The sequence below is a fragment of the Undibacterium sp. TJN19 genome (assembly GCF_049339485.1).
GTDB lineage: Bacteria > Pseudomonadota > Gammaproteobacteria > Burkholderiales > Burkholderiaceae_D > Undibacterium.
Genome location: NZ_JBMPPL010000018.1, coordinates 12,722 through 36,192, shown reverse-complemented (window position 1 = coordinate 36,192; position 23,471 = coordinate 12,722). Strand labels below are relative to the sequence as shown.

At 51.5% G+C, this 23,471-nt stretch carries 14 protein-coding genes; 7 read left to right on the top strand and 7 right to left on the bottom strand.

From position 1 onward, the window contains the following. Positions 1–23: 23 nt before the first annotated feature. Entirely contained in the window at positions 24–7,358 is a 7,335-nt protein-coding gene (locus ACO0LH_RS27345; protein WP_422944316.1) for an amino acid adenylation domain-containing protein, read from the top strand. A 413-nt stretch (positions 7,359–7,771) separates the two neighbouring features. On the opposite strand, the gene ACO0LH_RS27340 is transcribed toward ACO0LH_RS27345, so the two are convergent. Next, entirely contained in the window at positions 7,772–8,509 is a 738-nt protein-coding gene (locus ACO0LH_RS27340; protein WP_422944315.1) for a winged helix-turn-helix transcriptional regulator, read from the bottom strand. A gap of 846 nt (positions 8,510–9,355) precedes the next feature. Here ACO0LH_RS27340 and ACO0LH_RS27335 point away from each other — a divergent pair. Next, positions 9,356–9,949 (top strand): hypothetical protein, encoded by a 594-nt coding sequence (locus tag ACO0LH_RS27335; protein ID WP_422944314.1) that lies wholly within the window; start codon positions 9,356–9,358, stop codon positions 9,947–9,949. 226 nt (positions 9,950–10,175) lie between these two features. After that, positions 10,176–10,646, top strand: coding sequence for a MarR family winged helix-turn-helix transcriptional regulator (locus tag ACO0LH_RS27330; RefSeq protein ID WP_422944313.1), 471 nt, complete (start codon positions 10,176–10,178; stop codon positions 10,644–10,646). Here ACO0LH_RS27330 and ACO0LH_RS27325 read toward each other — a convergent pair whose 3' ends face one another. The 5 genes from ACO0LH_RS27325 to ACO0LH_RS27305 form a co-directional block, all read right to left on the bottom strand. Beyond that, positions 10,647–11,060, bottom strand: a complete 414-nt coding sequence (locus tag ACO0LH_RS27325; RefSeq protein ID WP_422944312.1) for an ester cyclase — start codon at positions 11,058–11,060, stop codon at positions 10,647–10,649. 121 nt (positions 11,061–11,181) lie between these two features. Beyond that, the gene (locus tag ACO0LH_RS27320) at positions 11,182–12,093 is read right to left on the bottom strand and encodes a LysR family transcriptional regulator (protein WP_422944311.1); all 912 of its coding nucleotides are present in this window, start codon (positions 12,091–12,093) and stop codon (positions 11,182–11,184) included. Positions 12,094–12,296: 203 nt separating this feature from the next. After that, positions 12,297–13,274, bottom strand: coding sequence for an MBL fold metallo-hydrolase (locus tag ACO0LH_RS27315; protein WP_422944310.1), 978 nt, complete (start codon positions 13,272–13,274; stop codon positions 12,297–12,299). An 18-nt stretch (positions 13,275–13,292) separates the two neighbouring features. Next, the gene (locus ACO0LH_RS27310) at positions 13,293–13,781 is read right to left on the bottom strand and encodes an ester cyclase (protein WP_422944309.1); all 489 of its coding nucleotides are present in this window, start codon (positions 13,779–13,781) and stop codon (positions 13,293–13,295) included. Between the two features lie 37 nt (positions 13,782–13,818). Continuing rightward, positions 13,819–14,742 (bottom strand): NADP-dependent oxidoreductase, encoded by a 924-nt coding sequence (locus ACO0LH_RS27305; RefSeq protein ID WP_422944308.1) that lies wholly within the window; start codon positions 14,740–14,742, stop codon positions 13,819–13,821. Positions 14,743–15,109: 367 nt separating this feature from the next. Between ACO0LH_RS27305 and ACO0LH_RS27300 the strand changes: the two genes are divergently transcribed. The 3 genes from ACO0LH_RS27300 (at position 15,110) to ACO0LH_RS27290 (ending at position 19,107) form a co-directional block, all read left to right on the top strand. Beyond that, positions 15,110–15,532 carry a MarR family winged helix-turn-helix transcriptional regulator gene (locus ACO0LH_RS27300; protein ID WP_422944307.1) on the top strand — a complete coding sequence of 141 codons (423 nt, stop codon included), beginning with the start codon at positions 15,110–15,112 and terminating at the stop codon, positions 15,530–15,532. Between the two features lie 493 nt (positions 15,533–16,025). Then, a complete protein-coding gene (locus ACO0LH_RS27295) occupies positions 16,026–17,978 on the top strand; it encodes a glycosyl hydrolase family 18 protein (RefSeq protein ID WP_422944306.1) in 1,953 nt (650 codons plus the stop codon). A gap of 79 nt (positions 17,979–18,057) precedes the next feature. Beyond that, on the top strand, positions 18,058–19,107 hold the full coding sequence (locus ACO0LH_RS27290; RefSeq protein ID WP_422944305.1) for a cupin-like domain-containing protein: 1,050 nt from the start codon (positions 18,058–18,060) through the stop codon (positions 19,105–19,107). A 112-nt stretch (positions 19,108–19,219) separates the two neighbouring features. On the opposite strand, the gene ACO0LH_RS27285 is transcribed toward ACO0LH_RS27290, so the two are convergent. After that, on the bottom strand, positions 19,220–20,875 hold the full coding sequence (locus ACO0LH_RS27285; RefSeq protein WP_422944304.1) for a chitinase: 1,656 nt from the start codon (positions 20,873–20,875) through the stop codon (positions 19,220–19,222). Positions 20,876–21,344: 469 nt separating this feature from the next. Here ACO0LH_RS27285 and ACO0LH_RS27280 point away from each other — a divergent pair, with 469 nt between their 5' ends. Further along, on the top strand, positions 21,345–23,462 hold the full coding sequence (locus ACO0LH_RS27280; protein ID WP_422944303.1) for a hypothetical protein: 2,118 nt from the start codon (positions 21,345–21,347) through the stop codon (positions 23,460–23,462). Positions 23,463–23,471 lie beyond the last annotated feature (9 nt).

The following is a 23,471-nucleotide window of genomic DNA, read 5'->3' as shown; positions in this document are numbered from 1 at the left end:
CGACGATTGCGGCGCTGGCGAAGGTGCTGGCGGGGCAGGGTACGGCGGTGCTGGTGGGGGAGGAGATCGGGCGGGCTGACCGGGACTTGCCTTTGCCGCTCTCCTTTGCGCAGCAGCGCTTGTGGTTCTTTGGCCAGCTTGAAGGCGCCAGTGCGGCTTACCATATGTCAGTGGCATTGCGGTTGCAAGGCACGCTTGATGTTGCAGCCTTGCAGGCCGCGCTGGACACGATAATCGAACGTCATGAAGCACTGCGTACCATATTTGTCAGTGTCGAAGATAATCCGGTGCAGGTGATTTCGGAGGATGCACATTTCCCACTGCAACTGGTTGACCTCAGTAACTGGGTTGTCACAGAACGTGAAGCCGAAGTCAACCGCCAGGTGGGAGAGGAAACCCATAATCGATTTGACCTCGGAACCGGCCCGCTGATACGTGGTCGCCTGATAAAGCTGGCAAGCGACGAGCACGTACTGAGTATTGCGATCCATCATATCGTATCGGACGGCTGGTCAATCGGCATCTTGCTGAGGGAGATCGCTGTACTCTACGGTGCTTATCAGCAAGGACTTGTCAACCCTCTACCACGCCTGCCTGTCCAGTATGCCGATTATGCGGTATGGCAGCGCGCCTGGTTGCAAGGCGAGGTATTGGAAAACCAGTCGGCTTACTGGAAGCAGAAACTGGCTTGTGCGCCTGCATTGCTTGAATTGCCGACAGACAGGGTAAGACCTCCAGTGCAAAGCTATCAGGGGGGCAGTGTAAGCCTTGCCCTGGGTGCCGAGCTGAGCAGTCAACTCAGGGCGCTGTCGAGAAAGAATGGCACGACGTTGTTCATGACATTGTATGCAGGTTTGTCGATTTTACTTTCCAGGCTCAGCGGTCAGGATGACGTTGTCATCGGCACGCCGATAGCGAACCGCAACCGGGCTGAACTGGAAGGCCTGATAGGCTTTTTCGTCAACACGCTGGCATTGCGTACGCAACTGAACGACAAGATGAGCGTCAGTGAATTACTGAAACAGGTGAAAGAAACCACCTTGTCAGCTTACAGTCATCAGGATTTGCCATTCGAGCAGGTGGTCGAGGCAATACAGCCTGTACGCAGCCTGAGCAGCAGTGCGGTATTCCAGGTGATGCTGGTGCTGGACAATACGCCGCAAAGTACGCAATCACTGCCTGGTTTGAATTTCGCCCCGCAGGGAATGTCCAACGACACAGAACAGTTTGACCTCTCGCTGTCATTGCAGGAAGCCGGGGACCAGATTGTGGGGGCATTCAGTTATGCCAGCGATTTGTTTGACCGCGCTACTGTCGCCAGATGGACAGAGCACTTCAGGCAGGTACTGACCGCTATGGTCCAGGACGACGCACAAACGCTGGGTGCGATTGACATGCTGAGGCCTGAAGAACGTCAGCAAATCGTAGTCGGGTTTAACGCAGCCAAAACTGATTTCCCACAAGACGAGGTTATTCAGCAATGGTTTGAAGCGCAGGTGGAGAAGACGCCAGATGCGATCGCAATCGTGTTTGAAGAAAAATACCTGACGTATGCCGAACTCAATTGCCGCGCCAACCAGGTAGCGCGCTACCTGCGCGAGCAGGGCGTACGGCCAGATCAACTGGTGGGGATATCCCTGGAAGCCAGTCTTGAAGTGGTTGTTGCCATGCTGGGCGTGCTGAAATCTGGCGCAGCTTATTTGCCATTGGACCCGAGTTATCCGGCTGACCGTCTGGCTTATATGTTGCAGGACGCGTCACCTGTCATGGTACTGACGCAAGCGAAACTTGTCAGCACACTGCCTGCCAGCAATGCGAAAGTATTGACGCTGGATCAGGGCTGGACAGAAATTGCGAAATACGGGCGCGCCAATCTGGAAGCAGGTGAGCTGGGCTTAAGTTCAAGCCATCTGGCCTATGTGATTTATACCTCGGGTTCGACCGGTAAACCGAAAGGCGTGATGATAGAACACCGGCAACTGGTCAGCCTGGTCGGTGCATTGCAGCGTACCTATGCACTCGATGCCAATGACAGGGTCTTGCAATTTGCCGCACTGAGTTTCGATATGTCGGTGGAAGAGTATTTTGGTTCTTTGTGCTCAGGCTCTACACTGACATTGCGCACCGATGCCTGGTTGGGTGGCGGTTCGGTATTCTGGCAGCATTGTATTAATGCAGGCATTACCATACTTAATCTGCCAACTGCATTCTGGCATCAACTGGTGATTGAAAGCCATATTCCTGTACCTGAGGCAATACGGCAGATCATGATAGGCGGTGAAAAAGTCAGCGCCGAATTTGTTGCCAGATGGTTCTTGCGTGAAGGCCATTTACCACGTCTGGTCAATGCTTACGGGCCTACGGAAGCAACGGTCGATGCAGCCATCTGCGTTATCACGGATGCCGTTGTTTCTTCGCGCCTGATTGGCCGGCCACTGCCCAATACCTGTATTTATATTTTGGACAGTCACGGCGCGGCAGTACCCATAGGTGTGACAGGTGAGGTATATATTGGCGGTGCAGGGGTTGCGCGTGGTTACCTGAACCGGCCAAGGCTGACGGCAGAGCGCTTCATTCTCGATACGTTCAGTGACAAGCCGGGCGCACGGCTTTATCAGACCGGTGACCTTGGACGTTTTAAGGCGGATGGCAATATTGAATACCTGGGCCGCAATGACCATCAGGTAAAAATACGCGGTTTCCGTATCGAACTGGGTGAAATTGAATTGCAATTGAGCCGCCACCCTTCCGTCAAGGAAGCAGTGGTGATTGCACGTGAAGATATACCCGGCGAGAAACGCCTGGTCGCCTATCTGATACAGGACGAAGCATTTGCTGCCAGCGAGGTCGCGAATATTGAAGAATTGCGTACCCATCTGAAATCGGCATTGCCCGATTACATGGTGCCGGCTGCCTTTGTCAGGCTGCGTGTCTTGCCCCTGACACCGAATGGAAAACTGGACAGAAAGGCGCTACCTGCGCCGGAAATGGATGCCTTCGCTGCAAAAATCTATGAGGCACCGCAAGGCGAGACCGAAGTGATACTTGCCGGTATATGGCAAGACCTGTTGCATGTTGAACGCGTGGGCCGTAACGACAACTTCTTTGAACTGGGTGGGCATTCCCTGCTGGCAGTGCAGCTCATGACACATATCCGCCAGGGGCTGGGGCGTGAGGTGACATTGCGTCAATTGTTCGAATACCCCACGGTGCATGCCTTATCGCTGCACCTGACCAGCGCCCGTGCTATCAGCATCGCTGCTATAGAACCTGCTGACCGCAGCCAGCCGCTGCTATTGTCATGGGCACAGCAACGCCTGTGGTTTATTGATCAGCTCGATGGCGGTGGTGCTGCCTACCACATGCCAGACGCCTTGCGCCTGAGCGGCAGGCTTGATCGTGCTGCTTTGCAGTCAGCGTTGAATGCAATGGTTGAACGGCACGAAGCCTTGCGTACGGTGTTCTCGCAGGCAGGCGGCTATCCGACGCAAGTCGTGCTGTCTGATGTGCAATTCCCGTTACCGCTGATCGATCTTGAACATTGTGAAGCAGAAGAACGCGAAGCGCTGGTCAAACGCCATACGGCAGAAGAAGCCGTTGCCCGGTTTGATCTCAGTACCGGCCCATTGATACGCGGGCGGCTGTTGTGCCTGTCTGACGAAGAGCATGTGTTATTGATCACGACACATCACATCGTTTCAGATGGCTGGTCTGAGAGCATACTGATGGAAGAGCTGGCTGAATTCTACTCAGCCAATCGCGATGACCGGCCACATCGCCTGCCAGCCTTGCCGATACAATATCCTGACTATGCGGCATGGCAGCGCCAGTGGTTGCAGGGCGACATACTGCAAAACCAGCTCGATTACTGGAAAAATCATCTCGGTGGCGCACCGGCATTGCTGGAATTGCCCACCGACCGGGTGCGCCCGGCCGACCAGAACCATCGCGGCGGCAGCGTGGTATTTACGCTTGACCAGCAATTGACCAGGCAGTTGAATGACTTTACACGCCAGCATGACGCCACCTTGTTTATCACTTTGTACACGGGATTTGCCATCTTGCTGTCAGGCTTGAGCGGGCAGGACGATGTGGTGATAGGTACCCCGACGGCAAACCGCCAGCGTACCGAAGTGGAGGGCCTGATCGGCTTCTTTGTCAATACCCTGGCGCTGCGTGCTGATCTCAGTGACAACCCCAGTGTGCGCAACCTGATCAGGCAGATCAAGTTCATGACGCTGGATGCCTACAGTCACCAGGATCTGCCTTTTGAGCAAGTCGTTGATGCGCTTCAGCCACCGCGCAGTTTGCGGCATAGTCCGTTGTTCCAGGTCATGCTGGTGTTGCAGAATAATGCGCAGAGTGATTTCAACTTGCCAGGCCTGACCGTGGCACCGCATGACATACCTTACGATATCGAACAGTTCGATATGACATTGTCGATGCGTGAAGTGGACGGCTATCTGGTCGGCAGCTTCAGCTATGTCACTGATCTGTTTGACAGGAGCACGATAGAGCGCTGGGTTGGTTATTTCAAAAATGTGCTTGCCGCTATGGTTGATGATGCAGAGCAGGGTGTGAAATCTATCGATGTACTTGACGATGAAGAGCGTCACCGTCTGGTACTGGATTTGAATGCGACTGAGATGGATTTCCCCGAGCAGAAATCCTTGCATGGTCTGTTTGAAGAACAGGTTGAAAAAACACCAGACGCGATTGCGCTTGTTCGCGATGGGCAACGTATCAGTTATCGTGAATTGAACCGCCGGGCGAACCGTGTCGCACATACTTTGCTGGCACGGGGCGTGACTGCGGAAGCCTGCGTGGGCATTTGCCTGCCGCGCACGGCAGAGTGCATTGTCAGCCTGCTGGGTGTGTTGAAAGCAGGTGCCTGCTATGTGCCTATTGATCCGGCTTATCCGGCCTCGCGGGTCGAATACCTGCTGGGCGATGCCGACATGGCTGCCCTGATCACCACCGCCGCCTTGCAGGACAGCCTGGATATTGATGCCGCCAAGGCCTTGTGTGTCGATGATCACAACGCATGGCAGGACAGGTTTGACAATCCGGGCTTCGCGGTGTCATCGCGTCAACTGGCGTATGTGATCTACACCTCCGGCTCCACTGGCCGTCCGAAAGGCGTGCCACTCAGTCATCAGGGTGGCGTGTCGCTGCTGCATTGGGCGTGCAGTATGCTGCCCGAGAGTGACCGTACCGGCATACTGGCCGGTACTTCACTGTGCTTTGACCTGTCCATCTACGAACTGTTTTTACCGCTGACGACAGGGCATACCTGCATTTTGATCGACAACATCCTTGCCCTGGAAAACCTTGACGAGGCTAGCAGGCAGCAAATTACCTTGATCAATACAGTCCCATCGGCTGCCAAGGCATTGCTTGATCGTCAGACTTTCCCACCTTCAGTGCGGGTCTTGAATCTGGCTGGCGAACCGCTGAGAGCCAATCTGGTAGACCGCCTGTATGCAGAAACTGGCATCGGCCATGTCTATGACCTGTATGGCCCTTCAGAAGGCACGACTTATTCGAGTTTCGCCTTGCGTCAATCCAGGGCAACTGAAACCATAGGCAGACCCGTCGCCAATAATCAATTCTATGTGCTTAGCAAGGAAGGCCAACTGGTACCTCAAGGCGTGATAGGCGAGCTTTACATTGGCGGTGTCGGTCTGGCGCGTGGCTATCTGCAAAGGCCTGGGCTGACCGCAGAAAAATTCGTGCCTAACCGGTTCAGTACAACAGCCGGTGACCGCCTCTACCTTACCGGTGACCTAGTGCGCTACCGGGCGAATGGTGATCTCGAATACCTGGGGCGGGCAGATCATCAGGTGAAGGTACGTGGTTTCCGCATCGAACTGGGGGAAATTGAAAGTGCCTGCCTGCAACACAGCGGCATTAAAGATGCGGTGGTCATTGTGAGAGAAGATAACCCCGATAACCGGCAGATTGTGGCGTATGTGGTGGTGAAGCAAGAGCCTGTACCTGGCGCTGACACTGCGCCAGAATCATTATTGGCGATAACTGAAATGACGACCAGTGACGGTGTCGACGCTGACGCCGTTGCTGAGACTGAAACTGAAACTGATGCTGAGAATGACACCCAGCTTCTATTGATAGATAGCCTCAAGGCGCGCCTCAAGCAGGTCTTGCCTGGTTTCATGATGCCATCGGCTTTCGTGATACTGCCAGAAATCCCTTTGACACCCAATGGCAAACTCGACAGGAAAGCGCTGCCAGCACCTGATGGCAGCGATGCAGTACAAGGGTATGTGGCACCGGAAGGCGACGTAGAGACACGCATTGCAGCCGTCTGGGAAGACATACTCAAACGCACCCAGATCGGTCGCTATGACAATTTCTTCGACTTGGGCGGGCATTCCCTTATTGCTGTCGTGGCTGTAAGCCGCATGCGCCAGGTCGGGCTCAATATCGCGCTGGATGCATTCTTCAAGCACCCGACTGTGAAAACGATGGCCGAGTTCATCATGTTTGGTGACGAAACCCGTCTGTGGATGGGTGGCGCGGTGGTCATGCGTGAGCAGGGCGAGCAAAGGCCCTTGTTCCTGGTCCATGAAATTACCGGCGATATTTTCCCTCTGTTCCCGCTCTCCCGTTACTTACGCGAGGGTATCCCTGTCTATGGCTTGCCGCTGACCAAAGAGTCTTGCCGTGATTCAGTGCCAGGGCTGGCTGCGCAGCATTTGCAGGCGATACGCAAAATACAGCCCAAGGGACCTTATCGTGTGGCCGGGCATTCTTTCGGTGGGGTTCTCAGTTACGAGATTGCCACACAGATCGTTGCCAGCGGCGAAGAGGTGGAGTTCCTCGGTCTGATCGATACTTATCGCCCTTATTTCAAGCAAGGCTGGGCTGATGAAGTGACCGACCTCAAGGTGTTGCTGATCTACGTGGAAATCCTGCATCCAGGGCTGGCAGCAGAACGCTGGGCGATTCTGCACGCTGCCAAGACTGCTGCCGAAGCGCTGGAGCAATGCAAGCTCATGGGGCTGTTCCCCGAAGAGCTGGGCTTGACCGAAGTGTTGCGCTGGGCTGATAACATGAGTTCCATTTTGGTCATGGGCGCTAATTACGAACCCAAACCTCTGGCTGTACCAACCTATCAGTTTACTGCCGAGGCCGAAGCACTGGGTGACCGCGACTGGTCACCTTTGATCGGTGACTCGCTGCATGTTATCCATGTCGGGGGTACGCACCTGGGCATCACCCAGGAACCCGTAGTACAGACGCTGGCCCTGGCAATGTCACAAGCATTGCCTTTCACTGCCCCAACACCCGTTGATGAAAATCAGGCATCGCCTGAAGGGCCAGCTGCTGTCAGTTGATTTTCTGACTAAGCGAAAAAGTGTCGGCGATGTCCATGTGATGTAAGCATGGATATCGCCGCCTGCCATTCAATATGGGGTCGCATTGCGCCCTGGTCACTTCAGAAATTTATTGAATCCGGCAAGAAAGTGACTATACAGGGTGTGCCTGAAGCAGGAAAAAAATCAAACTCTTTGTACTGATAGCAAAGGTGTGCAAAATTTAGGCCCTGGCAGTTGCCAGCCTGCGCTCAATTCGTGAACATAAAAATGATGCCGGTCAGCCCTGACCGGATAGCCATTCATGCTTCTGACAATATGTCAGCGCTCGAATGATTTTCCGGTATGCGTGGCGATATGGTGTGGGTTAGTGTGTGGTTAGGGTAACTAAATGAGGTAGGTGAGTGAGGTAGGTAAATGGCTACTCTGGCGCCTCAGAACGCACTCAGGTTGATGGTAGGGGTGACAGGCTTGATGACTGGCGGTGGTGTTTGTTCATTGATGTGGAAGCGATAGCCGACATTGTGCACGGTCTCAATAAAGGTATGTTCATTGTCTTCAATTTTGCTGCGAAGTCGTCGTATGTGTACGTCCACCGTTCGTACACCGCCATAAAAGTCGTAACCCCATACCCGGTTCAGAAATACCTCGCGGGTGAATACCTTGTCCCTGTTTGTTGCCATGAAACGCAACAGTTCATATTCTGTATAAGTGAGGTCGATCTCCTTGCCGCAGATAAATACCTTGCAGTTGCCGAGATCAATGCGCAGGTCACCGGCCTGCAGGGTGTTATCGCTTTCCACACCCGACTTGATGAAGATGGCTCGCCGCGTCCTGGCGCTGACTTCGTCGGAGGGCGCCGGATAGACGATGAAATCATCGAAGCCGATGGAAAAGTCAAAGGTGGGCAAGAGGTCGCTACGTATCATGGCGATGGACGCAATACCATGCGGCATCTTGGGTGAGCGTAGCAGGTTTCGTATTCCCGGCGTATCAAGCCGTCCCAGCATGCTGAACATCATCGCCGCAGGGGTGCTTGTCTGTGACGCGTTGATAACACGGTCCAGCGAGGTGTGCGATATCGCAAACCCCGCTTCTTCAAGGGCGGCTGATACGGGCCGCATTTCTTCTGATGCGTCAACCAAAAGTATACTTTTCAGCGTGCTTTTCATGAGTTACCTCCTTGACAAGTTTTGGAGAGTAGCATTTCGATGTTACGTTCAGATGACGGTTATTTGCTTAAGTCTTCTGTAAAAATAAGAAAGATGTAACGGAATGTAAAGACTAAAAGATAAATAAAAATGTAGTAAAACTACTAAATTAATAATTATTTAAATAGCAATTTAATTATTGGAAATTTTCAGCTTGCGCATATGCAAAAACTTTTTCTGCATAAAGAGTTGCAATTCATATTTTATTTATTTGGCACTGAATTTGTGACATATTACATTGAAATTGCAAAAAAGACAATGTTAAATCTTGGTGTACTCAAGCACTCTGCTATTTTGAGAGGAGAGACACTAAAATTTATCTCACATTTTTTAACAATTGATGTTGAGAGGGAGCTTGTACGGGTGTCCAATGCGCGTTGATAGCCAATCTATGTGCACTTAAAACGACCTGAGGTCAGGGTGCGAACCTGCATGGAACGATATGCGAGAGGCATCATGGACATATATGTCAACATGCTCCGGTACTTTCTGCTTAAGCTAAAAACCGGAGCAGGTAAAACCGCAAGTCCGAACGAAAATAAAGTAAATTACATAGGCAGAAAAGAAACGGGGATTTGATACTTGATGCGCCTGGAAAGAGTTTTCGCCAGCACTTCAAGGATGAGTCAAACTGACAGGCTCAGTGCCGGGCATTGCAATGAAAGATGTTCAAGTGTGAAAATGTCTGGATGTTGCTACTGCATCCAGTATGTTTGTCCAAAGAATACATCTGAGCAAGAAATTCAAATATGATGGAAGTGAAAAAATAAACCGTGCAATCTAACACCAAGGTTCAGGCGATCACCTATGTCTCTATGGAAATTACTGCTGGCTGTCATCATCGTGATCTTTTCAGTCCAGCATTGGCGCAATCGACCCCTGCCAGTGCCGCCAGGCAGCATTGCACCTGATGAGCCGGTGCAGACCATGCTCAGTTCTGGTAAGACTTACGATCAAAACAATTATAAGCTGACTGCACTGGCTGACTTTACGATAGAAGCACGAGTCCTGTCCAAGCAGACCTACTCATCTGACCGTGAAGCTGATCTGGCCCCGGTTGACCTTGCACTGGGCTGGGGCTCCATGTCAGATACGGCTGTCCTTGATCAATTGTCGATAGGGCAGAGTAACCGTTTCTATTTCTATCGCTGGGAAAAGGAGCCGCCACGGCCTCCCACAGAAATCGCCACGCATAGCGCGAATATGCATTTGATCCCTACCACGCCCGCACTGGAAAAAATCATGAAAGATGTGCGCGTCGGTCAGGTCGTCAAGATACGTGGTCAACTCGTTGAAGCCAGGGCAGTCGATGGATGGCACTGGCGTTCATCACTGACCCGCGACGATACCGGAGCTGGCGCTTGTGAACTGATCAGGGTAGAAGCGATTGAGGTAAAGTGAATATCAACGAGTTCACGTCGCGTCATCCGTTATTGAAAATGCGCCATGCGTACCCGACCACAAGCTTATTATCCTTACTGGCTTAGTTTATCGGAGCATAAAAAGGTTATTTCCACAATTTGGAAGAGGGCGCCGTATCGTCCTGTTCCAGGATTACTCCAGGCTGACCCAACAGACCTCCACAGACCCCACTGACGATGACCATTGATATAAGCAAAGCGTTCATATGAAACGACAAAAAGAAATATCTGGAGATATTTCGCCAGATTTGCCTGAATTGGCAGAAGCGCTGCGTCAGGCAGTAAGTGACTTTGTGCGTACTGTACGTGCCCAGGTGGACGGTCCGACTTCGGCTCAAAGTGAAACCCTGGTGCAGCTTGACCGTGCAGGCCCTCAAAGCGTTGCTGCCCTGGCAGAAATCAGAAACGTCAAGCACCAGAGCATGCGGCAAGTTGTTGGAAATCTTGAAGCCGACGGTTTGGTTGTTCGCGAACCAGACCCGAAAGACAAACGTGGCAGCCTGGTTGTTCTTACTGCTGCCGGTAACACTTTCCTGAAATCGGCCAAGGATGCCAGGTCGCAATGGCTCGCTGAAGTCATAGGGAAAAAACTTTCAGAGGCCGACCTGCTTGCCATCAAAGCCAGCATCCCGGTGTTAAGAAAAATTGCTGAGATAAAAGGCCCTCTGGACGAGTGATTACCCTGCCCGCAGTGCAGTCAGGACACCGGGCAGACTGTTCTGTCCCCAATGTTCAACGTATTTGCCATTGCGTATGCGAACAATATCAATCACATCAATCGCGACCTGACGACCGGTAGGCGCAATGCCAAGGAGTGGTCCGGTGTGCAGGCCTGACAAGGTCTTCCGTGTCGTTACTTTATCCGCTTCAGCAATCTGATCGTGAATGGTAACCTGGAAATTTGACAAGGCAGGTCGTAAAACATTCTGGAAAAAATCCCACAAGCTCTCAGCACCTGCTGGCGCTCCCTCCGGTGCTGATTTATTGATGAAGTCACTGTTCATCAATTCATCGAATGAAGCGCGCTTTCCATCCTGTATCACTTCGATATTGAAACGACGGACGATAGCTTTGAGCTCATTGGCAGTCATTTTTTGCTCCTCTCGTATATCGGTATATAACAATAATATATACAGGTATCCTGTATATGTCAAATATACGTCAAATGACTCTGTAGGGAGGACTTTGAACTTTATGAACAAATTCAGTGGGTCACAACGACCCCGCCACCCGTGCAATTTGCTCTCGCAGCCACTGCTGCGCCGGATGTGTATCATTGCGTTTATGCCACATGAGGTCGAAGACCATTTCTGGTATTGGCACCGGCGGCGTAAATACAGTCAGCTTTCGCCAATCGCGCGAATGCTGAGCAATCCGCCGCATCACGGTCGCTACCATGTCGGTCTGAGCGACCACGGACGGGGTGGTAAACATTTGTGGCAAGGTAAGACCTAGCTTGCGCCGTTTGCCGGTATGAGCCAATGCCTGATCGACCATGCCGTAGCGGTCCCCTTCGGGTGAGACCAGTACATGGCTTAGCTTAAGAAAGGTCTGCATATCCATCTCTTGCTGGACGGCCGGGTGATTGCGTCGGACTATGGTAATGAATTCGTCGCGCATGACAGGCTTGCTCAATATGCGCTTTTCTGCAATGTTAGGAGGCGCGCCGACCGCAGCGTCGATGGTGCCGGCATCAAGCAAATCGACGGCACTGTCACGGCTGCCTATCGCATGCACAGCCAGTGAAATCCCTGGGCCAAGTTTTTCCAGTGCTTTGACGAGGATAGGTAATAACACAAAGGCCGGATATTCAGACAGGCCTAGCGTGAATGTGATTGACGCCTTTTCTGGCTCGAATCGAGGATTTGGTAATAGCGCTGACTCAATCTGTCTGAGTGCCTGAGAAACTGGCTCAGCAAGATCCCTGGCCTTGGGCGTCATTAACAGGCCATGCGCAGTACGCAGAAATAGCTGATCATTAAACAGCGTGCGCAGGCGCGATAGCGCCGCACTCATTGCTGGCTGGCTTACGCCGACCCGCGCTGCGGCACGCGTCACGTTGCGTTCGTTCACCAGCGCATCGAAGGCTGCCAGCAGATTCAGGTCAATTCCATGAAAATCCATAAGTCATTTATTCTCTTTTATGCCTGTGAACCGTACTGCTGGAAAGTCGATCATGCTATGGCCCGGGGCGGGGCGTCACTTTTGCCAAGGCTAAGTGTAGCAAACAAGCTTAGCAAATGAGTGTGGTAAATCAGCAAGATGAGTTTGCTGGTGATCACATCATATCTGCCTACCCAAGTCGTGTCCTGCGTTACCTGCAAATGCTATTTATGGCACAAGCGTTCGTAGTACACCTGCACTTCCATACCTATCCAGTCTTTCAAGTCCCAGTCAGGGTGTTGAGCAGTCAAAACAGGGATCAGCAAGTTTTGGATATCATCCAGGCCCTTGCCGGCAGCACATAGCCGACTCACTTCCTCGCGGGCGATGTCCATATGTCGTGCTGACGCATCCAGATCCGCAGCAGTGCCTATATTGCCATGTCCTGGAATGACAATCTTGGGATTGGTGGCCGCGACCTTGCGAAAGATTTCGCGCCAGTTCAGCGGATCAACATCCGTGTCTTTCAAATCAGGAAACCAGGGCATGATAGGGAAGGATTTTGTCTCCAGTAAATCTCCCAGGATGACGACACCCTGTTCAGGTATAGAGATCACCTGGTCACCAAGTGTATGTGCTGCCTGATAGTAGTTGAGTTTTACCACGCGACCACCAAGGTCGACAGATGCTTCATTGTCGTAGACAATATCCGGTTCCACAAAATGCACATTTTTCATGGCCTCGTTCACGCCCAGTTTTTCTGAGAACAGAGTACGGAAAGTCTCGCCTTTCACGCGTAGCTCGTCACGTTGGGCACGATTGTAGATGATGGTAGCTTGACCTTTAAAGACCTGTGCACCAAAGCCGTGTTCAGGGTGAAAATGGGTGATGGTCAGATAGAGTTTTTTGTTGCCAGCCAGCTTGCGTGCCTCTTTCAGCACCAACTGCGCGCTGGCAGTACCCAGGCCAGTATCGACTACCAACGCTGCTTCTTTACCAGTGATGATAGTGACATTAGGCACCAGAAAAATATGCTGCTTGTCTTCAATCACATACACACCAGGGCTGACCTCAGTGATGTTGGTCAGGCTGACGACTTTTTCTTTGGACACGTCTTTATTGGCCGCGAATGCAACTGTGGCGCTAAAGGCCGCAGTCATCGTCATCAATAAAGCGCGGGTAGTAAGGTGGATTCTTTTCACTTTATGCTTCCCTGTTGATTACTTGCTTTTGAGTTGTTCAATTGCACCGAGCCAGTCTTCGACATGATAAGACTTGACGATCTTGTGGTTCTCAACAGTATGGATGTCGATGGACATGATCTCGAAACCGCGTGAGGACGGCTCGACACCGAGGAAGTTCTTTACCGGTGTTGCAGTGGCATGCCCGCGCACCACGTAACGGTTACCTGCCTGAAGAATTTCTTCGACCTTCCAGTTCAAGTTGGGGACGACAGTGCCTGTTCCTTGAAGCTGCGCCAGGAATTGCTCACGTGTCTTTGCCACGTTTCCATAGTCGCCCCTGCTTTGCCAGTCAGGCGCAAGCACTTCTGCCATTCTGGCTTGCAGATCCGGACTGGTAGTGCCGCTCAGTAGTTTGCTGTAGAACGCTTCGACGATGCTGCGATCGTCGTCAGCATTTGCCACCTGTACGGCAAAAGCACTTGCGAGGATGGTGGTTGTGGCGATCAATTTAAAAAGCTTGGACATGGTGGTTTCTCTTGAAATGGTTTAGTGCTTCATTGGTTTAGTTGCTGGTACGGATGACGACTTTGCCGCGAGCGTGACCAGCGGCAAGCTTGTCGAGAGCGATATGCGCGGTGTCCAAAGTATGTGTCGAATCCAGAATCACGCGCAGGCGTTTCGCGTCGACCTCCTGCAGCAGCGTCGTCAGGACGGATGCGTCATGCTTGATGGCTGTGAATACACCCTGAATATCGCCGCGTGACTCGATAGTGTTATCAACGATCGATACTATTGTTCCACCTGACCTGAGCGTTGGCCACGAGCGTTCCAGTGTTTCCCCTCCACGGGTATCAAGCACCAGATGCATCCCTTTCACATGCTGTAGAAGTTCTTCATTGCGATAATCAAGCACGACATCGGCACCAAGTTCACGCACCATATCCAAATTACCTTCAGAAGCTGTCGCGACGACATAGGCGCCGGCTTGCTTGGCAAGTTGCACAGCAAAACTGCCAACACCGCCAGCTCCGGCGTGTATCAGTACATGCTGACCTTTAGTCAATTGGCCTACACTAATCAGCGCCTGGTAAGCAGTGCCGCCTGCGGTCGGTAAGGCGCTTGCCAGCTCGTCACTGACACCGGCTGGAATAATGCTCAAGGCATCGGCAGACACGGTCACATATTCGGCGAAAGCGCCACCGGTACGGGGATTTAAACGGCCAGCCACGCGATCGCCGTATTTGAAGCCAGTGACGTCACCACCGATGGTTTCGATAAGACCGGCAAAATCAGTGCCCAGCGTATAAGGAAAATCGACTGGAAATGCCACCTGCTTTTGACCCGTCATAATTTTCAAATCCAATGGATTTACACTTGCTGCAACAATGCGGACAATGACTTGTTGAGGGTCTGGAATGGGAAGGGGCGTATCTTCGAGAATAACTGCAGATACTTGGCAAAAATGGCGTATGTTAAGTGCTTTCATGGGATTCTTTCGACAGGATGATAGGCAGATGATAGGGATCGCCTTGATATCCGTCCAATAGATATCAGGTATAAATGATTATTTGTTTGATGGATAAAGCGGAATGACGGTAGTGGCGTGCAGATGAAAAATAAGGGCAACTGATGCGTGCTTACCAAAGCTTTTTGAATTAATTTTCGGTTTATTTGAAACTTGATTTGATCAGCCAGACAATACGCAGATATTTTTTCTTTATCCATATTGCAAATAGCGCATGATAAAATAAAGTTTCTTATATAAGTATGCTTAAACTAAGCTTATGTTGAACTTATCCTGAATTTATATTAGTGATTTTTCATATTCAAATAACCGTCTTTAGATTGATGTGATGACTACGCATTCCCTGGAACTCGGTCGCTCTGTCAAGCGACTTCAAAACTTTAATCATCGTCGCCTTGAAACGGGTTTGCGCGAGATAGATACCACGCTGGCACAGTGGGATGCCTTGCGCGCTATTGAGGCGCATCCCGGGGCTTCTGGACATGCTTTGGCAGAGGAGACGTTCCAGACTGATCAATCCTTTGGTACCCTTGCCACGCGCATGATTGCAAATGGTCTGCTGGAACGCCACCAAGGCGCTGGTCGTGCCTTGATCCATACGCTGACGCCCAAGGGGAAGCACATACTGGCGCAAGGGCAGATCATTGCTGAGCAAGTTATTGGCGACTCTTTCGGCGGGATTTCAGAAGCTGAACGCATAAAACTGCTCAGCCTCTTGCGAAAGGTGCTGGCCAGTCTGCACATGGAATAATGCTTCCGGCATGCTCTTATCCCGAGCAAAACAGAAGAGCAAGTCTACAGATCCCACCTGCTGCAGGTTTGTCGTCCACCACCGATAAATGCGACAGGTCGGGTTTTAGCTTTTAGTCTGGCTGGCGATGATGAGCCGAGACTAGCGGCCACTTCGCGCCTTGCCGCGGCAAGATGTCAGCGTTTTCAAATTTAAAGCATTGTTTATTGTAGCAATACCACTTTAATTAATTTAAATTATTGGTATTGTTATGGTATTTAACGTGCCACGCTTGTTTTTATCGTTACGCCCTTCAATTCTCGCTTTCCAATGCTGATGTATTTCAATTGGACTCTTTTCTCATAGCAATATTTTGTTTTCAAAAAAACCACTTGACCCATGAGTATTTAGGCAACATCGTTGACCGTGGTTTCTACTCAAAATGAAACTACCATCACGAAAATGACCTCGCATAATTGAGGCATTCGTCTATTAAAAGTTCAGGGGGAATAGGATGAGACATAGAACTGGAATTCGCGTTAATCACCTGGTGCTCAGTCTGGTCAGCGGTATGCTGGCAGCTTGCGGCGGTGGAAGCAGCACTGATAATTCGACAGATACACCCAAGACTGGCGCGCACATGGCGATGCCTCCAGCAGAGGTACCCAGCAGTTGCGCAGTCTGGAGCAATACCCAGGTTTATACTCAGGGTAATTGCGTTACCTACCAGGGCCTAACCTATAAAGCCAAGTGGTGGACGCAAGGGAATGTGCCGGGTGCAGACCAGTGGGGCCCATGGGAGGTGAGTGCGGTCACTCCGACGCCTACACCTACACCGACTCCAACCCCCACGCCAACGCCAACGCCAACGCCGACCCCCACGCCTACGCCAACGCCGGCTTGCGCTCCCTATGTTGCAGGCACTGCCTATCTGGCCGGCAGCATTGTCAGTAATGCGGGTGGTGTTTATCGCTGTGATGTCGCTGGCTGGTGCTCAACGGGCGCATCTGCCTATGAGCCTGGTGTAGGCTGGGCCTGGAGCAGTGCATGGACTGCGGTAACCTCCAATGCCTGCACGACGCCGACGCCAACACCAACACCAACACCAACACCAACGCCAACGCCAACGCCAACGCCGACGCCGACACCGACACCGACACCGACACCAGTTGGTGGCCGCGAAGTTGGTTCGTATTTCGCGCAATGGGGCGTTTATGGCCGTGCCTATGAGGTGGCGGATATACATACCACGCAGACGCCAGTGAATGGCGTGCAGACCAGCATCGCAGATCAACTAACCTTCATCAACTATGCCTTTGGCAATGTCTATGCCAAAAATGGCGGCTATGAATGTGATATGGTCACCAAGGCAGAGACCGGCAATAACAACCCGCCACCAGCCGATGCTGGCACCGGTGGTGATGCCTTTGCCGATTACCAGCGCCAGCCTGCACGCACTGTCGACGGAAAAACCATACCCTGGGATGCCAAACTGACCGGTAATTTTGCGCAACTGAAGTTGCTCAAGGCAGCGCATCCGAATCTGAAAGTGTTCATTTCAATTGGTGGCTGGACATGGTCGAAATTCTTTTCTGCTGCGGCAAAAACCGATGCCTTGCGCAAGCAACTGGCGAGCTCTTGCGTCAAACAATTTATCGCGGGCGATCTGCCGGTGCAAGATGGGCGCGGAGGCCCGGGCGCTGCCAAGGGGGTGTTTGACGGTATTGATATCGACTGGGAATATCCAGGCGGTGGCGGGCAGTCATACAACACGGTCGACGCTGCCAATGACAAGCATAACTTTACCTTGTTGATGGCAGAATTCCGTGCGCAACTCGATGCGCAAGGGGCACTGGACAATAAGCGATACGCCCTGACGGCAGCGATAGGTGCGGGTACTGAAAAAATCGCCCAGACCGAACCTGCGTTTTACAGCCAATATATGGATTGGGTCAACGTCATGACTTATGATTTCCATGGCGGTTGGGAAAACACCACCAATTTCCATTCACCGCTGTACCATGACAGTGCAGACCCATCCACCGGCGTGCTCGCCAAGTACAATAGCGATGACGCCATCCAGGCCTTGGTCACAGCCGGTATGCCACGCAATAAAATCTTGCTGGGTATTCCGTTTTACGGGCGCGGCTGGAAAAACGTCAGTGCCGGGCCAAATGGAAACGGACTGTATCAGACGACTGGAGGGGCTGCGCCGGCCACCTATGAAGCAGGGATAGAGGATTACAAAGTCTTGAAGAACAAGACTGGTACCCGCACCCTGCACCCGGTGACCAGGCAACTGATGCTGTTGACCACCAATGGCGAATGGTGGAGTTATGATGATCCTGCGGTCATCGGTATCAAGATGAAGTATGTGCGCGATCAGGGTTTGCGTGGTGCATTTACCTGGGAGCTTGATGGCGATGCCAGCGGCACCCTGGGTAGTGAAGTCTGGAAGGGACGTTAATCCTGACTTGACGTACATGGCTGCGGATGTGATGCGTATATAAAATCACATCCGCAGTTTTTTAGCGAGAGGAAAGCAAATGAATGCACAATCCGGTCTGCATGTGCGGGCAACGCAGGCAACTCAGCCACCCCAGACGATGAGTGATGACTGGCGTCGCTGGATCGCAGAAAATCTGCTTCTCGGCGCACATCCGGCAACGCTGGAAAACGTCTTGCAAAAAAATGGCTACAGTCTGCACACCGCCAGGCTGGAAATCAGCGCGGCTTTATCCAGCCCTTATTTTCAAGGTGTGCAAAGGCTCAAGAATCGACTCGACAAGCGTGACTGGGTATTGGCTATTGCCGCCAAACTCGATCGGATAGAGCCGATGACATTGGAGCGCAAGCAGCAGTTATCTGGCGAGCAGTTTTTACATGACTATTATCAGCAAAATCGCCCCGTCATCATCACCGGCATGCTGGGTGATTGTGCGGCGCGCAGCCACTGGAATCTTGCTTACTTCCGCGAGCATTTTTCTGAACGCCAAGTGGAAGTGCAATTTGGCCGTAATAGCGACGCCAATTATGAAATGAACAGCATTGCGCACAAGCGTCTGATGCGCTTTGGAGAGTATATAGATTTGGTCGAAAATAGTGGCCATAGCAATGATATGTATATGACCGCCAATAACGACTCCAGCAACCGCAGCGCGCTCAGTGAACTGTGGAATGACGTACCGTCATTGCCAGAATATCTGAAGACAGACCAGGGCAAGCAGGGTTTTTTCTGGTTTGGCCCCGCTGGAACAATCACACCGTTTCATCATGACCTGACTAATAATTTCATGATGCAAATCATGGGGCGCAAGCGCGTTAAACTTATCGCGCCATGTCATCTCGCCAAACTGCAAAATGAACGCCATTGCTTTACACCGGTCGATGGCCGCGAGATTGATGTACAGCGTTTCCCCATGATGCGGGATGTGCCCGTGCTGGAATGCGTGCTGGAGCCAGGTGAGGTCTTGTTCCTGCCTGTGGGCTGGTGGCATTTTGTAGAGTCACTGGATATTTCTGTCACTATCGCTGCGACAAATTTTCGATGGGACAATGATTTCTTCAGTAATTACCCGGCTAATCACGACTTCTGATCAACAATCTTTCATAAGAAGAAAACTGCGCTTCGAACGTATGCCGGAGCGCAGTTTTTTGTATCAGCTATTCATGCGTTGCCTGTCATCTGACAGACAACGCATTTCTACATCAAGGTAAGGTTTTCAAGGCAGCCTTGGTCGGCGCAGAGAAATTATAGCCATCATGTTTATCCCAGTTGATAGACCAGGTCATGACTCCTCTGAAGCCAGGGTAAGCCTGTTTGGGGACGATGGTGCCGCAGTTCAAAAGCTTGGTTAAGCAGTTCAGTGCATTGCTGACATCTGCCGAAGTGGTAAAGCCGGAATTGGCAGAACTACGTCCGGACGGCACACCAAAAGCAACCTGGTCGGGGCGCAAACCTGCAAAGGTATTGCCGCCATAAGTAAAGCCCTCGATCAGCATTTTTGCCGTGCCCACCAACTGGTCTGCTGAACCTGCCTTGAGTGCTGCGGTTTGATACGGTGTATAGATATCTCCATTGTTGTAATACTGCGGATGCAGGATAGTTAATTCATCCCGCAGCGCATTGATAATGGGAATATACGCGCCCCAGATTGAGCCGTACGAGGTAAAGCCGCCTTCGACATACACCCATTCTGGTGCCATCGACAGGTAGAAACTGGAGCCCACTTTCGCCTTCAGGTTTTTGACAGCGACAGGCAGATAAGTCTGGATGGCTGCACCCTGCGCGACGCCATTTTCGAGGTCAAGGTCAATACCGTCAAAGCCATACTTGCTGATGATGCCGTACAGACTGTTGGCAAAGTTGGTCGCCTCTGCATCAGAGCCTACCGATACAGAACCATTCTGGCCGCCCAGCGATAACACCACTTTTTTCCCTTGCGCCTGCTTGGCCTTGATATCCGCAATAAATTGCGCTTCGCTACCTGCATTGGGGTCCAGCGTAAAACTCACATTGCCACCACCCGCATTGTCGCCAAACGACACGACGATGACATCCCAGTCATTGCTGACTTGTGCGATAGGGTAAGTATTACCGCTTGGGTTGGTAAAGTTATGCCAGTAACCTACCAGAGCATGCTTGGCCAGGCCTGGGACTGGCGTAGGCGTTGGAGTAGGTGTCGGGGTTGGTGTGGGCGTTGGTGTTGGTGTTGGTGTTGGTGTTGGAGTCGGAGTCGGCGTCGGAGTCGGAGTGGGGCAAGCAGTGGACGTAACTGAAGTCCAGGCACTGTTCCAGGCCCAGCCTACACCTGGCTCGTAAGCAGAAGCGCCTGTCGAACACCAACCCGCCACATCGCAACGATAAAAGCCACCTGCATTACTGACCACTCTTCCAGCGACATATTGGGTGCCGGCGACATAGGCAGAACAACTTGGAGTTGGAGTGGGCGTCGGTGTGGGAGTTGGTGTCGGAGTTGGTGTGGGCGTTGGCGTTGGAGTAGGGGTTGGAGTCGGCGTCGGAGTAGGGGTTGGCGTAGGCGTGGCATCACATGCCCCTTTGCCTGTCCAGGGTTTGCCGCTTCCAGAGGCACCGCTATTGGTGGCAGGATTGTCATTTTTTGTCCACCAGTTGGCCACATAATTATTGCCACCCGCACTGACTAAAGCGCCACCATTGTAAGCCGTTGCTGCATCCCAGGCGGTATAGCAGGCCGTAGAAGCGATTGCCGGTGGTGCAGGTAGTGCTGCGTTTGCAGGAGCAGTACTGCTGCCACTACCACCGCCACATGCCACCAATAGACCGCCACTGGTTGCGCACACCAGCATGTTTTGAATCAGGTTTCTTAAAATTGTATTTTCCACTGTCGTCTCCCCCATGATTTTTCGAAATTTGATAAAGTTTTTTTACTCTCCAAAATACATTCTTGAGGCGCTCGTTCTTGCTGCAACCAGCCGCTCAAAAATTAAGCATGTAGGGCTTGAATATGCGAGTCAACTGATTTTATGATTATCTATCCACTTAAATACCACTTGAGTTACAGGCAGTGAAATCCAGGAGAAATAAGGCTAAAATGCTAACTTCATGTTGATTTTCTTTCATATTTGATCAGACCAGTCCGCGCTGTCAGCATCAGTGGTATTACTAAGATTTGGCAGGGATTTTGTCTGCCGGTTTGTGCCATTGCCTGTCTGTATCAAAAGGTATGACAGATGGCTGGTTTCAGTTAAGATTTGCCGACATTTTGGAATGCGGATGGGTGGTAATGCCACATCCCAATAAAGGCCAGTTTCATGCCGACATTCAGCATTCAACATTTTTACGGAAAATAATATGACATTGAACGTGCCTGCGTCGAACCCCGGGTTACCGGATAATAGTGAAACCCCAGAAATGAACCTCCATCCTGTCTCTTCACTCCCGGATCTGCCAGCAGACAGTGCAGCGCAAATTGTTTTTGAAATACTGAAAAAAAATTCGGTCAGTCTCAATACACAAAGCTATCCGGCCAGCCTCTATGCAGAATCGCTGCTGTACATGATTTATTGGTTCCATCGTCTGCGTGACCCTGTCCGCAAGAACGGCATTGAAGATAGCATCGCAAGATATCTGGATGTCGCCAGTGAGTCGGCAGTAGTAAAAGCGCTCTTGTCGGATACCCAGCTTCAGACCCTGGCGAAACAACGCATTGACCAGGGTGTCATGGTTCGCAAGACAGTTGACGTGCTGGTGATGCGCGACGGGCAAAGTGGGCGGGAATTTCTGACGCTGGAACGCACGGTTTTCCCTGAAGGCATGGCTCTGCCGGGTGGGCTGTTGCAAGACGAGGACGAGCACAACGGCCTAGGCATTCCAGCCAATATTTTTGCAGCACTGCGGGTAACGGGCAGTAAAGTGTTTGGAGCGGCAGTACCAGAATATGGCATCTCAGAAGCAGACGGGCGCAAATACTATTTTGTGCGGAGTGAAGCAAGAGATGCAGTGGGAAAAGAAGCGAAAAACGAAGCCCGCATCTACATGGACAGAACCGTTACACACGGATATCGCGACCATCTCAAAGAAATTGCCGTTCCATCAGATCCACGCCATATCGTCGACACCCTTGGTTTTCTCATAGAAATTTCCGACACCGAGGGCGTTCAAGGCAGGTGGTTGCCTGAAAGTGTAATGACAACACCGAACGCAAAAGAAGCTGCCTTTGCATTTGGCCATCATAAACAGATAGCCGCTGCGCTGGTGGCAAAAAATTTCACCAAGACGCAGGGTATTTCCCATCACGAATGGATAAGGGAGTGGGTCAAAAACCCGGTAGACTTATACCGTGAATTGCGCACACGATTTGAGTCGCATGACAATAGTCTGGATACATCCGTCCTTGAACTATTGCCCGTGGTTGACTATTTTCGCAGCCAGATGATGCTCCCGGCGATGGAAGCCAAGTGCCGTGACAACGCTGCGCTTTCTTTTATGCGCGAACAGTTGCTGCATAAATTTCACCACGTGACGATAAAGAACGGCGCGATGTGCCCGTATGCGCCTACCTTGCGTATCCTGTTCGAGGCCGTCGGCTTCTTTGATGTGGCATGCCGCACCGACAAACACCTGAGTACCCATTTTCAAAAGAAATACTGGTACCGCTATGAACAGCTGATGCGCCGGATTCCTGACGTTATCATCATCCCGACTTTTGACAATATCTCTGCCACTGACCTTATGAAAATACGCGGCACGCCTGTGTATTTTATCGGCGTATCAACAGAGCCTGTCTATGTGGATGAATTCTGGCAGTCCCCACTCGAATTCCTCATTCATGACCTGAACCATGCCTGGAAAATGATGGACATGGATGATCGTTTTTTCCAGAATAGGCCAGAGGTCAGCAGGGACGAGCTGATCAACAAATCCAATGCCTTCATCCGCGACTACTTCCCGACTATCGCCATTCAAAAGACCGACACCGAGCAACAAAAGGAAATGAAGAAGCTCAAGAAGATACTTTTGTTTGAGGTAGGCCATGAAGATGCCAGACCGCTGTTGCCAACGGTCGTCAGCGAAGCGCTGCTGGAAGATGAGGGATACGAGTTTCCAGATATCGTCGTTCGCTATGATGAGAGCGGCAAACAGGCTTATCTGGAACAGCGCACCATTCCCGGCATCACTGCTCTTTCCTACGTCAGGCACAAACTGCAGCACGGCTTTTTTGATCAGACTGATTCGCAAAACATCCAGATCGTCTCGCCAAAGTACCGCAGCGTGGAATGGATAGTCAGGGCGACTGAAGAATTATTGAGTGAAATGCAAGCGATAATCCCACCAGCAGTGCAAGCTGAAGGGTTGACGGAATATCTGACAAGGCAAGCTTGTTCCAGAGGGCCGGCTATACTTCATGCACCGCAGAACCTGGACCCTGCGATAGAAGAATATGGGGATGGCACTGTCTCTATGGAGTAACACGTTCAT